This is a genomic window from Paraglaciecola sp., from assembly GCF_030730205.1.
GTDB lineage: Bacteria > Pseudomonadota > Gammaproteobacteria > Enterobacterales > Alteromonadaceae > Paraglaciecola.
The window spans coordinates 28,563-44,680 of sequence record NZ_JANQVQ010000169.1 but is presented as its reverse complement, the minus strand read 5'-3'; the positions used below and the strand labels follow the sequence as shown (position 1 = coordinate 44,680).

14 protein-coding genes are annotated in these 16,118 nt (G+C 42.1%); 3 read left to right on the top strand and 11 right to left on the bottom strand.

Annotated elements, in window-relative coordinates; genetic code table 11:
* The 7 genes from NWQ57_RS11555 to NWQ57_RS11525 all read right to left on the bottom strand — a co-directional run.
* Positions 1–723 (bottom strand): IclR family transcriptional regulator (locus tag NWQ57_RS11555; RefSeq protein ID WP_306022302.1); only part of this gene is annotated, 723 nt, incomplete at its 3' end.
* 3 nt (positions 724–726) lie between these two features.
* Positions 727–2,022: a TRAP transporter large permease gene (locus NWQ57_RS11550; RefSeq protein WP_306022301.1), complete on the bottom strand. Its 1,296-nt coding sequence runs from the start codon at positions 2,020–2,022 to the stop codon at positions 727–729.
* Positions 2,022–2,525 carry a TRAP transporter small permease gene (locus NWQ57_RS11545; RefSeq protein ID WP_306022300.1) on the bottom strand — a complete coding sequence of 168 codons (504 nt, stop codon included), beginning with the start codon at positions 2,523–2,525 and terminating at the stop codon, positions 2,022–2,024. The genes NWQ57_RS11550 and NWQ57_RS11545 overlap by 1 nt, the downstream gene beginning before the upstream one ends.
* An 8-nt stretch (positions 2,526–2,533) precedes the next feature.
* On the bottom strand, positions 2,534–3,514 hold the full coding sequence (locus NWQ57_RS11540; protein WP_306022299.1) for a TRAP transporter substrate-binding protein: 981 nt from the start codon (positions 3,512–3,514) through the stop codon (positions 2,534–2,536).
* A 20-nt stretch (positions 3,515–3,534) separates the two neighbouring features.
* Positions 3,535–4,377: a 5-dehydro-4-deoxy-D-glucuronate isomerase gene (gene kduI, locus NWQ57_RS11535; RefSeq protein WP_306022298.1), complete on the bottom strand. Its 843-nt coding sequence runs from the start codon at positions 4,375–4,377 to the stop codon at positions 3,535–3,537.
* Between the two features lie 13 nt (positions 4,378–4,390).
* Complete coding sequence (gene kduD / locus NWQ57_RS11530) at positions 4,391–5,155, bottom strand: 2-dehydro-3-deoxy-D-gluconate 5-dehydrogenase KduD (RefSeq protein ID WP_306022297.1); 765 nt, start codon at positions 5,153–5,155, stop codon at positions 4,391–4,393.
* A gap of 546 nt (positions 5,156–5,701) precedes the next feature.
* On the bottom strand, positions 5,702–8,221 hold the full coding sequence (locus NWQ57_RS11525; RefSeq protein ID WP_306022296.1) for a glycoside hydrolase family 88 protein: 2,520 nt from the start codon (positions 8,219–8,221) through the stop codon (positions 5,702–5,704).
* Positions 8,222–8,912: 691 nt separating this feature from the next.
* Here NWQ57_RS11525 and NWQ57_RS11520 point away from each other — a divergent pair.
* Complete coding sequence (locus NWQ57_RS11520) at positions 8,913–11,615, top strand: TonB-dependent receptor (RefSeq protein ID WP_306022295.1); 2,703 nt, start codon at positions 8,913–8,915, stop codon at positions 11,613–11,615.
* A 133-nt stretch (positions 11,616–11,748) separates the two neighbouring features.
* Positions 11,749–12,303, top strand: coding sequence for a YgjV family protein (locus NWQ57_RS11515; RefSeq protein WP_306022294.1), 555 nt, complete (start codon positions 11,749–11,751; stop codon positions 12,301–12,303).
* 14 nt (positions 12,304–12,317) lie between these two features.
* Here NWQ57_RS11515 and NWQ57_RS11510 read toward each other — a convergent pair whose 3' ends face one another.
* Together NWQ57_RS11510 and NWQ57_RS11505 are read right to left on the bottom strand one after the other, a co-directional pair.
* On the bottom strand, positions 12,318–13,040 hold the full coding sequence (locus tag NWQ57_RS11510) for a DUF1624 domain-containing protein (protein WP_306022293.1): 723 nt from the start codon (positions 13,038–13,040) through the stop codon (positions 12,318–12,320).
* A 1-nt stretch (position 13,041) separates the two neighbouring features.
* Complete coding sequence (locus NWQ57_RS11505) at positions 13,042–13,290, bottom strand: hypothetical protein (protein ID WP_306022292.1); 249 nt, start codon at positions 13,288–13,290, stop codon at positions 13,042–13,044.
* Positions 13,291–13,427: 137 nt separating this feature from the next.
* On the opposite strand from NWQ57_RS11505, the gene fabA reads away from it, so the two are divergent.
* A complete protein-coding gene (fabA, locus tag NWQ57_RS11500; protein WP_306022291.1) occupies positions 13,428–13,946 on the top strand; it encodes a 3-hydroxyacyl-[acyl-carrier-protein] dehydratase FabA in 519 nt (172 codons plus the stop codon).
* Positions 13,947–13,987: 41 nt separating this feature from the next.
* Here fabA and rmf read toward each other — a convergent pair whose 3' ends face one another.
* Both rmf and NWQ57_RS11490 read right to left on the bottom strand, forming a co-directional pair.
* Positions 13,988–14,164, bottom strand: a complete 177-nt coding sequence (gene rmf / locus NWQ57_RS11495; RefSeq protein ID WP_306022290.1) for a ribosome modulation factor — start codon at positions 14,162–14,164, stop codon at positions 13,988–13,990.
* 267 nt (positions 14,165–14,431) lie between these two features.
* Complete coding sequence (locus tag NWQ57_RS11490; protein ID WP_306022289.1) at positions 14,432–16,105, bottom strand: DUF3466 family protein; 1,674 nt, start codon at positions 16,103–16,105, stop codon at positions 14,432–14,434.
* Positions 16,106–16,118: the final 13 nt, after the last annotated feature.

Genomic DNA, 16,118 nt, shown 5'->3' with positions numbered 1-16,118 from the left:
GGCAGCTTCCTTAACCTGCGCAGCAAAATGGGGGATCTGCGCTTTGGTAAACGAGCTAGCGGGTGCAGTAATACCGATTGCGGCGACAACTACTCCACGGTTGTCGCGCACAGGAGCAGCAACACATCGCACGTCGGGGTGGTACTCTTGATCATCTACTGCGTAGCCCAGAGCCATGACTTTCTGCAACTCTTTGCGTAATCCTTCTACTTCTGTAATGGTATTCGCAGTACATTTCTCCATGGGCTTGTCGGCAAATATTAAGTCCAGATTGTCATAATACAAAAAGGCTAAAAATATTTTACCGGTTGAAGAGCAATGCATGAGTGCGCGCATACCGGGTCGACTCGCCACTTTTAAAGGATGTGGGCTGTCAAATACTTCAACGATCAAAGCACTACCATGATGAGGAACGGCTAAGTGAGCAGTATGGCCCGTTTTTAACGCGAGCCGCTGTACATGAGGGATCGCTATTTGATGTAAACGATCGGCACTTATTACCTGCAAACCAATGTTCATCAAATCAGCACCACAGAAATATTTCTTTTCTTTTTTCTCTAGCATTTGTTGGGCACACAATGTACGTAACAAACGAAACACCGTGGTACGAGGCAAGCCTAAAGCCGTTTCAATTTGTTGTGATGTCATGCCTTTGTCGTGTTTTGCTAATAACCGCATAACTTCACACGCATGTACAACACCAGGTATTAAATAACGTTCCATAAATTACAATCCTAACCAACGAGGAAAAGCTTCACTTACCCATGGTACATAAGTTACCAACATCAAAACAACAAACATGGCAAAGTACAGGGGAATAAGCGGTTTTATAATATTTTCTAATTTAGTTTTAGCGATAGCACAGGTAACAAATAGCACCGCACCTACTGGCGGCGAGCAAAGCCCAATCGATAAATTGAGGACCATCATGATACCAAACTGCAGAGGTGACATGCCTAATTCCATTGCCACCGGTAAAAAGATGGGGGTAAAAATAAGCACGGCCGGCGTCATATCCAAAAACGCACCCACCACAATCAACACTAAATTAATAATGAGTAAAATGATGATGGGGTTGTCGCTAAGTTCGAGTAAAAACTGGCTAAAGGTTTGCGGAATATTTTCAAAAGACAATAACCACGACATCGCTGTCGAAGCACCGATGAGCAATAATACAATGGCAGTGGTTTCCGCTGACTTTAATAACAAGGCCGGAAACTCACTCATTTTTACTTCACGGTAAACGCCCATTGATAGCAACATTGAATACAACACCGCAATGGCACCTGCCTCAGTAGCCGTAAACACTCCACCGATAATGCCACCAATAACGATAAAGATTAAAAATAAACTGGGTACTGCGGCTAAGGTTTTCTTTACCACGATTGCCATTGGTAGACGATCGCCCGTGGGGTAACCTTTACGTTTTGCATATATTACGCACACTATCATCAGCGCTAAGCCCACTAATATGCCGGGTAAATACCCCGCCATAAATAGAGCCGCAATGGAAACACCTCCACTGGCAATGGCGTAAATAATAAGGATATTGCTGGGTGGAATTAGCATACCAGTGGTTGCAGCGGCAGCAGTGACAGCTGCACTGAAATTGGGGTCGTAGCCTTTTTTCTTCATTTCAGGCAACATAAAACTGCCAATGGCGGATGTTGCAGCAACCGCAGAGCCAGAAATGGCGCCAAATAACATACACGACACCACATTCACTAGGGCTAAGCCGCCAGGTAGAGCGCCGATGAGGGCCATCGCGCATTCGATGAGTCTTTTAGCAATACCGCCGCGGCCCATTATCATGCCCGAGAGCACAAAAAAGGGAATGGCAAGTAAGGCAAAACTGTTCAAGCCCCCTGCCATCCTCTGGGCCATTGTTGTGACCGCAGGCGTAAGGTCCATGCTCATTAGCATGGTCACCAATGTAGCAATCCCAATACTGAAAGAAATCGGCACCGATAAAATCAATAATACAAAAAACACCAAAAGTAGAACAAACGCTGTCATGCCCATTACACAGTATCCTTAGTATTAATTTCGATAATTTTACCCTTGTACAAATCCACTAAATTAGCCAGTGAATAGATAATTAACAGACAGCCTGAGATAGGGACAATAGCGTACACCACCCCCATATTGACGCTTAATGCTGCGGAAATTTGGTTAAGCTCCATTGTCAGTTCAACCAGCTCGCTACCACCAAATACCAATACTAAGGCCGAAAATACAATGACCAAAAGTTGTATGAGAATAAGAGTGAGTTTTTTGGGCTTGTCAGCCATTTTGTCTAATACAATGTTAAGGCCAAGGTGGCTGTTGGTGCGATAAGCGTAGACCGCGCCTAATAGACCCACCCATATCAATAAAAAGCGCGCCAATTCTTCGGTCACTGAACTGGGATCTTTTAGCAGGTAACGGGACACAACTTGCCAACTTACTGCCAACAAAATACACAGCATGACCACAATCAGTGCCCCTGCGAGTGTTTTATCTAAATATTTGAGTATGGAATTCATCACTTAGCCTACATTTTTTCAATTTGTTGCATAATGTCGCCCACAGAGGTGCCAGCAAATGATTGATGAAAATCAACCACCGCATCTCTAAACAGCTGTTTGTTTGGGTAGATGACTTCAACCCCTGCCGCTTTTACTGCCGCCAGTGCTTCATCAGACGCCTCTTGCCACAACTGTTTTTGATACTCGACTGAGTCGGCCATCGCTAGGGTTAACCATTGTTGTTGCTCAGGCGTTAAGCTATTCCATACGGCTAAACTGGCCAGCATGACATCCGGCACCGAGGTGTGTTCGTCTAAGGTGTAGTAACGCGAAATTTCATAATGACGGGATAAAAAGTAACTGGGAGGATTGTTCTCAGCGCCATCTACCACACCTTGTTGCAGTGCGGTATAAAGCTCACCCCATGATACCGGCGTCGCGGCCCCACCTAAGGCTTGCACCGTTTTTACCGCGGTGGGGCTATTTAGCACCCGAATTTTTTTACCTTTTAAATCAGCTGGGGTATGCACTGGTGTGTCGGTGGTATAAAAGCTTCGACTGCCAGCATCGTAATACCCTAAACCTTTTAATCTAACTTTCTCGGTGCCTTTTAACAGAGACTTACCTAACTCACTGTTTAAGACCGTCCAAAAATGTTCCCGATCCCGAAAAACATAAGGAATGCTAAACAACTGCATTTCGGGCACAAAACCTTCTAGCGGGCTAGCTGACACTTTGGTCATGGCTAAACTACCGATTTGCAGTAGTTCAACCATTTCTCGCTCTGAGCCCAGTTGACTGCTGGGATAGATAATCACTTTCATTTTACCTTCTGAGTAAAAATCCAGTCTTTGACCTAAATACACCATGGCTTTGTGCACTGTGTGCTGCGTATCTAGCGAGTGCCCTAGACGTAAAATGACGGTATCGTCGGTTTTACTGCATGCACTTAACATAGAAATTAAGACCACTAGCGCAGTACATGCACCCAGCCTGAAGTACCTCATTTTATTCTCTCCAGTAAATATTAACGTAATTGATCGGCTTGGTATTTATCCATGTCATCGTAATCGAGGTTTTCACCCGCCATCCCCCAAATAAAGGCATAGTTTCCTGTTCCTACCCCGCAATGAATTGACCATGGAGGTGATATCACCGCGTTTTCATTGGCCACCCAAATATGACGAGTTTCTTTGGGCTCCCCCATAAAATGGCACACCGCTTGGTGCTCGGCTAAATCAAAATAAAAATACACTTCGTTGCGTCTATCATGTTGATGAGCTGGCATGGTATTCCACACACTGCCCTGTGCCAGTCGGGTTAAGCCCATTTGCAATTGACAGGTTTCAACTACGGTATTAATCAGAAGCTGATTGATATCTCTTTCGTTACAGGTTGCTTGGCTACCCAGATGCAACACATTGGCATCCGATTTACCCACTTTTTTATGAGGAAAGGCGTGATGAGCCGGGGTTGAATTAAGGTAAAAACGGGCTGGATTTTTTGCATCGACCGAGCTAAAACTGACTGACTCTGTGGTTTGCCCAACGTACAAGGCTTCTTCTTTGGCCAACTCAAACGATTCATCGCCCACTTTAATCACACCGGCACCGCCGATATTGATAATGCCCAACTCGCGCCGGGCAAGAAAGTGAGCGGATTTAAGTGGGTCGATTGTTTCTAATACTAGCACTTGCGTAACAGGAACGGCGCCGCCCACCATAAAGCGCTCATAATGACTGTATACCCAATTAATATGATCTGACTGCATACAGTTATCGACTAAGAACTCTTGTCTTAGCTGTTCGGTGTCATACGCTTTAACTTCTCTTTGACCCACTGCATAACGCACTTGATATTGTGTTGTCATTTTCACTATCTCCTTATCTGGCCAACCAACCACCATCAACCGCCATAATATGGCCATTGAGGTAATCACTTGCGCGACTGGCTAAAAATACGGCTGCGCCATTCAAATCTGTTGGCTCACCCCAACGACCAGCAGGAATTCGCTGTGTAATTTCTTTATTACGCACTTCATTATTTTGTAAGGCCGTGGTGTTGTCAGTTTTAAAGTATCCAGGCGCAATAGCATTAACCTGAATATTGAACTGCCCCCATTCGTTGGCTAAGGCTTTTGTTAAACCAGCAATAGCGTGTTTACTTGCCGTGTAAGCAGGTACTGTCATGCCTCCGCTGTAAGACAACATTGAGGCGATATTAATGATTTTGCCGTGCTTTTTCTCAATCATATCTTTGCCGACTAACTGGCTTAAAATAAAGGCAGAATCAAGGTTTACTTGCATCACACGGCGCCATTCTGCCATGGGATAATCAACAGCGGCTTGGCGAAATATCGTACCGCCGTTATTAATTAAGATATCAATACCGCCGGACAAGGCTTTTGCATCATCGGCTAATTGACGCACCGCGGTTTCATTACTTAAATCTGCCGCAAGTCCCATCGCGGTGCCGCCTGCGCTTTTTATCATCGAAATCGTTTCATCACAGCCATTCGCCTGCGAGCTGGCACAGATCACTTTGGCCCCTGCTTCTGCAAGTCCGACTGCTATGGCTTGGCCTAAACCTCGACTAGCACCGGTGACTAAAGCCCATTTATGTTCTAAAGAAAAAGCTGACAAATTCATTTATAGATTCCTGTAACTAAAATTGAGCCCATAGTATGTCCTCAACTCAATTCCTTTGGCGACAATTTAGTTCATATACAAATATTAATGTTCAAATGTGAACATTAATTCTCTAATTGACCACAAACCGCTAAGCTATCGATTGCACCACATTAATTTAACAACTCAATTACAATGAGCGCTATTTTTTGCCACCGGTGGCAATTTGTCAACCACTTTTTTATTTTTGTTTAGAAAGTCTGTCTGCCCAATAGTGACGCAGACAATAAAAACGTCAGGTAAAAAGCTCCGTTAGAATTTAGGCGGATAAACGCAAGAGTGAAAAAGTTTCATACACATCATTAACAAATTTTGTGTATGAAACGTGACGAATAAATTGCTGATTTGGGTGTTGCTGATGAGGTCATATCTGACTAGATTACGAAAACAGATATATCAGATAAGTGGGGCTTGCCTGCTGAGGCTTCGGAAAACCTCAGCAAACCAATACTAAAATAACAGCAAATAACCATTCAATATGGGGGTTATTTATCCGCCGTACACCACTTATTGATTAAGCATTTTTGCTATCTCAATGCCTGTTAAAATAAACACAAAATTACCTTTTAAGTCATTATTGACCATTGGCTCACTCATGTAATAGTCATAGCTACCGTCTCGACCAAAACCCAGGCCTGCAACATAACATTGGTTAGTCATACTCACGCTGCCGTCAGCATGTACCAGTATAAATTCATTGAGTAGGCCTTGATAGGCGTGTTTGGCAACGTCTTTGTAGCGTTTGGGTAAATATCCGTTTGAGGTAGCTTTTGCAAAAAAATAGGTAAACATCGCTGAAGCCGACGATTCTCGGTAATTGCCTGGTGCATGGGGCTTATCCATAACCTGCCACCAGGTATACGTTTCCTTATCTTGGTATTCAAGCAGTGTCTCGGCCAATTCGCTGATCATATCCAATAGTACTTGTCTTTGTTCGAGATTTTCTGCGGGGATATAGTCCAATACGTCGACAAGAGCCAGAGCTAACCAACCTACCCCTCTCCCCCAAAAATTGGGGGACAAGCCATTTTCAGGATTCGCCCACGACTGTTGTTTTGATTCATCCCAACCGTGGTAATACAGGCCAGTATTAGGATCACGCAAATATTTACGAGTAAGTTTGAATTCATTCACTACTTCATCAAAGCTGCTACCGTTTTCAAATAAGGCAGAATATTCTGCTAAAAAAGGCATACCCATATAAACGCCATCAAGCCATAGCTGATTCTCATAGATTTTTTTATGCCAAAACGCGCCCTCAGATGTTTTGGGCTGTAGTTCGAGTTGATGGCGCAATATGTCAGCCGCTTTTTTGTATTTTTCTTCACCCGTTGTTTTATAAAGGCGCAAAACGGCTCTGCCTGGTGCAACAGAATCAATATTAAAATTGTCTAATTTGTATTGATGAATGTTTCCATCTTCTTGAATATAAGAAGCGGTAACCTGGTGCAGAACATCACCATAACGAGGCGCGTTTAATGCAAGCGACAATTCGTCGTAAGCAAGGGGGGTTAGGCCAACAATATCATATTCAAATTTAGGCTTTCGCTGGCGATTAACATCCCAGCCATCGTAATGGTAACTCAAGGTTTTACGCTCTAATTCTGAATCAGCTAAACGCTGACTCCACACTAATGCTTGCTGCGCGGTCAATTCTACTTTTTGTTCCACAGCGCTCAACTCAGTCTTTAGGCGCTGCCGTTGAGGTAAGGTAAGCTTTTCTGCCTCCTGGATTAGATATTGTTCAAAACTTTGAATATCATCGATTCCACTTTCTGGTGCCCATACTGCAGCAAAATAATAATTTAACTCATGTGCTTGGTTGTTTGCTGCGACGGGCTTGCCTTTTGGATGTAACACCGCAATGTAGTTTTTATCATCTTCGGTCGTCTTGTCTAAATCTTCTTTTCTGAAAAATACCGCCATACCGAGATTCGAATCATCAAGGCTTTGTTTTCCCCAGCTTGCAATATAGGTATAAGCCTTACCGGTTATATCCATATCTCCTGTAATCAAAGTGGTATTGGGATGCTTTACAAGGCCTACAGCAAAGGTTTTAACCGGTTTGGTAAAATCCAGCTGAACATCGGCCAACCGGCTGCCAGCAACCATTGAAAAAGCAGCGTTAAAGTCTTGTTTACCGATATCGCTTTGCCAACCTTTATAATGAATTTTAAAGGCGGAGCGCAAGTCACCATTTTCAAGAATTTCAGCGCTTAAGCTATCCGTTTTTTGAATCAATGAAATCTGCTCGTTGTGCCATAGTCCAAATCCACCTGCACCAAGCGAGTTCCCAACCTTCAGGATATCCATTCCCCAGCTTTGCTTGTGATGATAAGCCTCATAGTCTTCGGTTCCAACTTGTTGCAATACCGGCTCAGGTACCAACTTGCCGAATATATCAAAGCCATTGCGCCAATCTAAATAAATGCGATAACCCACTTTATTTGACTCAATCCCAGGCCCCTCATAACGGATCCAATTTGAATGGTCCGTGTATTGAGATGGTGGGGTCACCGACTGAACATTTTGAAACGTCCCGCCAACATATTCCTGAAAGTCGCTATCAGGTTGTTTTGAGTGAGCAACCCATTCCCCGCCTGTTTTAATCGATATTTCGGCTTGCGTTAATTTGGTTTGGCCAACAGACATGCTTGGGCTACCCGAAGATACGTCATAGCTTTTAACGGCTGTTGCTTCTAAATCTGTCAAAAACAATATGCCATCTGTCGTACCATCTAAATCCCAATCCACTTGCTGAGTGCTCACAGCTTTGCCAGCGTCACTAACAAATAAGCCCGTTTCAGCTTGCTTATCGCTAAGCCCAAGATCGTAATAACTCACATAATTGGCGTGTTGTGCACGGTTAAATTCCGAGGGATTCTGTAGTTCAATCTTGGCGACCACAACCGCCTTATCATTCGCCTCAGTTTGGGTAGATTGACCCTGAGTAGTGTGTTTGCCGCATGCCGTCAGCGCAAGACATGCTAAGGTTACAGCTGACAATTTTATTTGCCTTTGACTCATCACAAATGTGTCTCCTAAGGGGTAACTCAATTTGAATACCATAGGTATTAACGTTAATTTTTTACACCGCCAAGACACATTTTCGGAAGACTACTCTTTCTTGTGTATAAAATGTGCCTGCCACCGGTAGCACATGAAATTATCACTGTGCTATTTCCACTGTCAATCAATACTCGTTTTTTTGTTAAATTTATTAACATAAGAATTAGCAAGCTTGTCACGGTGGTAACTTTCACGAATATAGCGGACCATTTTCCCTAAATTGAGTTTTCCACTAAGTCAAACACTGAGTTTACTTGTCACAGCGATTCAAATATGAACATTTTGTTAATAAAAATCAGCAAATATAAATCTTAAGATCTTCATACTGGAACAATTACCATCCTTAAATCATCGAAAAACCTGCTATAACCTGCTGTTTTATATCACTTAGTTACTTTGAGAAAGCGATGTATATCGTGAATTTAAAAAATAATTGCCACCGGTAGCAGGTGGTAGTAGCATCATTAACGCAATATGTGTGCTTTGTTAACAAGTTGCCAACAAACCAAGAAAATAGACTAATTTTTTATTTCTCATGTTGGTTTACCGACTTGATACCTTTGCAGGTAGGGCAAGCATATATTTGCAGTGAATAATGGATCTCAGATTCAGATGAAGACACATTGACTACACACAACAGGACACGAATATGACCACGAACAAATATTTTGCTAAAAGGCCCCTCGCTATCGCCATGAGCAGTCTATTAATGGGGCTAACAACCTTAAGTTTACACGCTCAAGAAACACCAGCGCCAATTGATGAAACAGAAGTCATTGAAGTTAAGGGCTTCAGAGGTTCATTAAACAAATCACTGTTAACAAAAAGAGCAGCTGTTAATAGTGTTGAATCAATTGCTGCTGAGGATATTGGCAAATTTCCAGATCTCAATATTGCAGAATCTATTCAACGTGTACCTGGTGTTGCTATTTCGAGAGAAGGTGGTGAAGGTCGCCAAATTACGTTACGAGGACTGGGCCCGTCTTTTACACGTACAACATTAAATGGCATGGAAGTCCCATCAAGTACTGACGGCACCGATTCCGGTGGCGGGGTAAACGGAAGCCGTGCTTTTGACTTTAACGTATTTGCTTCAGAATTGTTTAATAGAGTTGATATTCAAAAAAACCCAACAGCGTCAATGGAAGAAGGCGGAATCGCTGGTACGGTTGACTTATATACCGCAAGACCATTCGATAGCCCTGGACTACATTTAACTGCTACCGCACAAGGTGGTTACAATGATGTCACCACTAAAACCGACCCTCGTTTAGCTTTTATGGTAAGCAATACATTTGCCGACGATACAGTGGGTGTATTATTTTCAGTAGCACGTTCCGATAGAACGGTCCGTCAAGAAGGTTTTGGTACCGTGCGTTGGACAACGCCAGCACTTGATGGTGGTGGCATATTCGCAGATACATCTAATACTGTGGTTACCGGCACACCTGATGTGGGTGATTGTCAGTCTGGTGGAGAATCAGTCGATCCCGTCAATTGTTTGTGGACACCTCGCCTGCCCCGTCCGGATTTTTTTGGTAACAAACAAGAACGTCTTGGTTTCACAGGTTCATTTCAATACGCGCCAAATGATGATCTTTTAATATCGTTTGATACTCTGCATTCAACTCTTGAAAACACACGCACGATGTACAACTTCTTCGAGATGTTTAGAAGTACATTTGATGAAATTACGCCTACAGCGATAACCGTTCACCCCAATGGCCAACAGGTATTAGCAGGCGCATACAGTGGCGTAAAATCACGTATAGAGAGTCGTTTGCAAGCATCCGAAACTGACTTTAGCCAATATGTATTGACCGGTGAATATCAATTAAATGATAGTTTAACTATCAACGCAATGCTGGGTACTGCTGAGTCAGATGCGCGGTCTGAACAATATCGTTATAACATGACGAATTCTACCGCACATACTTTTAGTTTCGATTTTACAGAGAATGAAAATGCTCCGGTAGTCAATTATGGCTACGACGTAAATGATGCTAGTTTCTACGATTTAAGCGATGGCCGACTCAGAGCAACAGACGTGCTAAGACAAAATGACACCGCTAAAATCGATGTTATTTACGAGGGTGACGAAGTCACCTTAAAAACCGGTTATGCCTATAACGATCGGACCGTGACATACAGTGAAGAACAAATAAATGGCTTCCCTGATCAAAGCTCTGCGGTAGGTTTTAGTGAACCTATGCCTTTTGACGATTTTGGCAGTGGATTTGACGGTCCTCTTTCGAGCTTTATTGTTGCAGATTTTGATGCCATCGATGCTCAATTACTGAATAAAACATGGACCCCGCGCGGCGCTCAAAGCTGGGAAGTTGAAGAACAAACGGATGCTTTCTACTTAGAGCTAAACTCAGTGTATGATCTTGCCGATATGACGCTGCGCACGAACTTTGGTTTCCGTTACGTAGAGACGCAAACCACCTCCAGTGGCTTTATTCAAAATGACGCTATCACCATTGAAAATGAATACAAAAACTTTTTACCTGCAATGAATTTAGCATTAGAGGTTACTAGAGAACTGACCACTCGCTTGAGTGTGACAAAATCGATGACTCGTCCAAGTTTAGGCTCACTTAACCCCGGCAATCCAAGCTTCTCTTATATAAATGGTACGGTTAGTAGCGGTAACCCTTTCCTTGACCCGTTTACTGCCAACAACGTTGACTTCAGTTTAGAATGGTATTTCAATGAAGAATCTCTAGTAGCAGCAACGGTTTTCTACAAAGATATTGAAACCTTTATTATTTCCTCCAGTGAAGAAAAGTTAGTTGATACTGCCTATTTGCCATTTATTGATGCTGATCCACAATACGACCCTCTCATCGCCTTAGATCCTCGCACGGTTGAATATACCCACAATACGCCCATCAATGGTGAAGGCACGTCGGTTCACGGATTTGAATTGATATATCAACAGCCTTTTAGTTTCTTACCTGAACCCTTTGATGGTTTTGGTACCGTTGCTAACTATACAAGAGTGTCATCTGGTGAAATCACGGGCTTGTCTAAAAACTCGTACAACTTGACCTTTTATTATGAAAAAGACAACTATGGCGCACGGATTTCTGCAAACAAACGTGATGACTATATCACCAGCTACAGTGGCGGAAATGGCAATGCAGAGGAAGGCACTACTGGGCCAACTCATGTTGATTTATCAGCGTTCTATAACTTTAATGACAACTTAACGTTCACCTTCGAAGTTGTTAATTTAACCGATGAGTATGAGCGTTTATATACAACTGGAGATGGTACTTTAAACTTAATGCGTGAATACAATCATACAGGAACGCAATATTTCTTAGGTGCACGTTACACCCTGTAAAAAACTAGGTTAGTATATTACCTAAACAAAAAGTGCCAGATGCAGAACGTCTGGCACTTTTTTTGTAGTATTTAGCATCAGATTATTTCTATTAAACGTAAATACCATTGGTACAACAAATACTGAGAAAACATTGCACAGCCCCACAGTTATTTTTGAAAACCTCTATTTATTATTTTTAAGTCATCCTTTGGCACAAACCATTGGGTTGGTGGCCTTGTTTGTTGGTTTGAGTGCCTTTTTGCAAAAAAGCGATTTTTTATTAAAACGCAATCTCACGATTTATACCCTATTAATGGGCATTCAATTTGTAATGCTGGATTTATGGGCCAGTGCCCTAGCCGCTTGGCTTGGGACGTTTAGAACCTATGTATCGATGCGCTCACGCAACACTGCGGTGATGTGGAGTCTTATCGCTATGGTATTAATATTTGCCCTTCCTACTGTAAGAAGTGTGACAGAGGTTCTGCCTATCATAGGCAACATTCTTGGTACATGGGCGATGTTTAAAGAACAAGGTTTGCGCATGAGAGCACTTATGTTTGTTGGCACACTGTGTTGGGTCAGTCACAACTATTTAGTAGGATCTATAGGCGGTACCGTTATCGAAGCATTGTTCTTAATAGTCAACGCCAACACAATGTACGGCCTAATTCGGCAAGAAATAAAGGCTTCAAAAGATGAGTAATCCCAAGCCCGAGACTATTTGAGTATTTCCACCAAGTAAAACCCAGCGAATAAGAGGGGTTGGTGAATCACATAAATAAGCAAGGAATGGCGACCTAAAAATGCGATTTTTCGGGTGACATCATTCAAGCTAAGCTCAGGGACTAACTTGAAGTGCATGACAACTGTTCCTAGTAGTACTAGGGCAAACCACGGGGTAAAACTGACTAAATCCACTGTATGTTTTGGAATTCCAAGGTGTACTACACTCCATTGCCAAATAACTTGCATGCTTAGCCAATCGCAAAAATAGCCAACTAGCATCATTACGGCAATAAACACAGACAATACCGGACGACCCAGAAACAAAATGGAAAACGGTAGTGCCAAGGCAATAAAGTGAATAATGCCAAAATACACCCAATGTTTGGGATACATAAAATAGCTGCTCAAAGAAATAAGCAATGCAACTATCAATAATTTACTAAACCCCAATAACAGCTTGCGGACATTGACCCCACCTGCGTACGCTAAATAACTGCTCATCCCCACAGCTAACAAAAAACAACTGACAATAAGGGCTCTAAAAATGCGCCATTCGAGATCGGTATTAGTGTTGTAGTTAGCATAAGCAAATACTGTCAGGTCGTACGCAAAGTGAAAGATTATCATCAAGATAATGGCTATTCCGCGCAATACATCAACAAAAACACTGCGTTGTGATGGGGCACTAATATGGATGTTGCTTAACTTCTGCATACTACTTGCTATTGTCTTTTAACCATTCATTGAGCAGTTTGATTTGCCCACACTTATAGGCTGCGTAAGTTATGCGTAACGCATTAGATAGCACTTCACTGTCGGTCCAGCCCGTTTTTGCACTGATTTCTTGATAACATTCCATGGCTAAAGGGGTGACATAGCCGCGTACTTGTTTTTTACCTAATTCTTTTTGTTTTAAACGAAATCGCTTTTGTTTTTCTGCATTGGCAGTTAATTTTTTATTCATTTTTTAACCTAAAAATACTTAATTTTCAAAATCTTGTTAATTTATCGTAAAAATCCAAAATATATCACTGTTCAGAGTTGTTTAGCTTACAAGTGTTCGCTAAATTACGCGCTGAATTTATTAAGGCAGTTTATACAATGACAATACAACAAAACAGTTTTACTCGTGACGATCTTTTAAGCTGTAGTCGTGGAGAGTTATTCGGCCCTGGCAATAGTCAACTCCCCGCCCCCAATATGTTAATGATGGATCGTATCACCGAGATATATGAAACCGGTGGTGAGCATGACAAAGGCTACATCGTTGCTGAACTGGATATCAGTGAAGACTTGTGGTTTTTTGATTGTCATTTTCCTGGTGACCCTGTCATGCCTGGATGCTTAGGTCTTGATGCCATGTGGCAATTGGTAGGATTTTTTCTAGGTTGGTGCGGTGGCCCCGGTAAAGGTCGTGCCCTAGGCGTGGGTGAAGTGAAATTCACAGGCCAAATATTACCGACAGCGAAAAAAGTAACGTACCGTATAGACATGAAACGTGTTATTAAACGCAAGTTATTTATGGGTATGGCAGATGGTACTGTTGCGGTTGATGGCCGCGTAATATATCAAGCTAAAGACTTAAAAGTCGGTTTATTCCAAGATACCAGTAATTTTTAAGGTAAAACCGCACAAAATAAAGCCCCTTTACGGGGCTTAACTCAACGAATAATCATTCCAAAACTTCGGTCACCAATGGCCTCTCGCCATCCTCCTAACCACTCAGAGCGCGCTACCGACGCCTGAAAAGGGCATATTTCTTTAGACCGACCTGCAATACCTGCTTGATACCCTTTGGCGTGCGCTCTAGAAAGTTTATCGCGTTTTTGTCTCTTCATTGAGTTTCCTCTCTTCATGTTAGATAGGGTGTGATCGAAAAGACCACGGTATACTGATAGAGTAAGAAGAGGTCAGGTTCAATGGACAAAGAGACTCAAAGCGATTGACAAATATTAACTGCTTGAAAAAAGTCTGGATTTTTACATAAACTAATTTCTTATAAAAATAGCTTAATTGAGCTATTTTGGAATAAAACTGCAATAAAAAACCCTAGGGTCTTGAGAGCCTAGGGTTAATCACACAAGCTTGGTCTAGTGTGGTGTAATCTACGATTTAAATTTGAATCTACGCAAACCAAAACCGAATATACCTAATAGCAATAACCAAGCTGAGCCTGCGCCTTGCCTTGGTTTATTAAAATCGTCTACTACTTCACATTGTTCCACGCTGCCTCCATCAATGGGGATTAGCTTCACGGCTACCACAACATCGGTTTCTATTTCAGCACCATCGCTATCAAGCACAACTTCACCTTTAATATTGGTGCGCTTGCCTTTTTTAAGTGCTGTAGCCACAATCTCATTATCGTCGTTGATACCGTTAGCAGCCTGAATTAGATACGCTGAATCACAGGCGAGTAAACTACCGATATCCATGAAGGTATCGTTGTTAGTGTCATATAAAAATGCTTCATTACGTCTAGAACTAATTGACGATTCAATCTCACCATAACCGACTACAAGCCCGTTATTATTAATGCTCATAGGGACAGTTGATGAGCCTAAAAAGAAACCAGTAGGATAAGAAGTCACATCAGTATTGATATCATGTACAAACATTTTTCTACGAAATACGCCGTTAATTTGCTTTTGCACAAAACCAACAGCGATATCGTCATTATTAATACCAGTGGCTGTACTACTATAATTATCACTGTCGCTATTAATTGTAAGTATCTGATCATCAATATAAAAAGCAGCTTTGGGGTTTAAATAGGTTCTACCCTTAAAAACCGTGTCGGTAGATACTTCACCAACGGCAATACCATTGTCGTTGATTGCTACGGCACTCCCACTAAAGGTGCGAACGTCATCATCTGCTGGCGTATCCAACAAACCTAATGTTTTAGTACTAACAACATTGCCTTGTGCATCCAATTGCCAAATTAAACCTCTACGCTGAGCAAAAGAGCCAGGATTGGCGGACAATGAAATACTCAAGGCACGCAAACATGATTCTGCTGGTATATCACCTCGCTCATCATCGTCTAAACAATTATCGACACTTGTTTGAAAGGTTGTTGAACTGATTGCTGTAGTGCCTGTTCCGACAACTTGATTGTTATTGTTAATGTCAAAGGCTTCACTTAAGCCTCCAGCAGTGACATCGGGTGGTAACAACGCCACGACATTATCGTTAACTTGTGCAAATGCTCTTCTGTAAAAGTCATTTAGTACGTAGGTTCTTTCACTCTCATCTTCAAAGGTAAAGGGTAATTGATAAAAACCACCTTGCCCTGCTCCAACAGTATAACCAAAGTCATTAATGGCACGCACAATAGTCGTTGTCGCCCCATCATATTCATCATCTGAAATGGTTTTTAAATCAAATGCAGGTAGCAAAGTTGCTTCGCTATCGGAGCTCACATAGCTTTTACGTTGCGCTATTTGTTGAAAGGTTTGATTCTCACGATTTGCTGTAACAAAGGTATATAACAGCAGATAATCTTCGTCATTTAATTGTCCGGCTTTTGCCGCTTCAATATCCGTTAAATTATCAATCAAAGACTGCAGTTCAAAATTGATCAAAGAAACATCAATAACCGGATTGAAGTTATTCTGTACGTTAACGGTGGCATTACCACTGTTGTTAATATCAGTAGGGAATGTACTTTGCCCTAAGCTACTTGTGGGTAACTCAACCACTTTATATTGAGCACTTTGCGCGGCTAGAGTCATCAATGTGCATGACAATAAGACTGCCAGTCTAGTTTTTTTCATTTAAAATCCTGCT

Coding starts and splice junctions, on each gene's coding strand:
- NWQ57_RS11550 (WP_306022301.1), bottom strand. CDS start 2,022: ATGGGCATGACAGCGTTTGTTCTACTTTTGGTGTTTTTTGTATTATTG.
- NWQ57_RS11545 (WP_306022300.1), bottom strand. CDS start 2,525: ATGAATTCCATACTCAAATATTTAGATAAAACACTCGCAGGGGCACTG.
- NWQ57_RS11540 (WP_306022299.1), bottom strand. CDS start 3,514: ATGAGGTACTTCAGGCTGGGTGCATGTACTGCGCTAGTGGTCTTAATT.
- kduI (WP_306022298.1), bottom strand. CDS start 4,377: ATGACAACACAATATCAAGTGCGTTATGCAGTGGGTCAAAGAGAAGTT.
- kduD (WP_306022297.1), bottom strand. CDS start 5,155: ATGAATTTGTCAGCTTTTTCTTTAGAACATAAATGGGCTTTAGTCACC.
- NWQ57_RS11525 (WP_306022296.1), bottom strand. CDS start 8,221: ATGAGTCAAAGGCAAATAAAATTGTCAGCTGTAACCTTAGCATGTCTT.
- NWQ57_RS11520 (WP_306022295.1), top strand. CDS start 8,913: ATGACCACGAACAAATATTTTGCTAAAAGGCCCCTCGCTATCGCCATG.
- NWQ57_RS11510 (WP_306022293.1), bottom strand. CDS start 13,040: ATGCAGAAGTTAAGCAACATCCATATTAGTGCCCCATCACAACGCAGT.
- NWQ57_RS11505 (WP_306022292.1), bottom strand. CDS start 13,290: ATGAATAAAAAATTAACTGCCAATGCAGAAAAACAAAAGCGATTTCGT.
- fabA (WP_306022291.1), top strand. CDS start 13,428: ATGACAATACAACAAAACAGTTTTACTCGTGACGATCTTTTAAGCTGT.
- rmf (WP_306022290.1), bottom strand. CDS start 14,164: ATGAAGAGACAAAAACGCGATAAACTTTCTAGAGCGCACGCCAAAGGG.
- NWQ57_RS11490 (WP_306022289.1), bottom strand. CDS start 16,105: ATGAAAAAAACTAGACTGGCAGTCTTATTGTCATGCACATTGATGACT.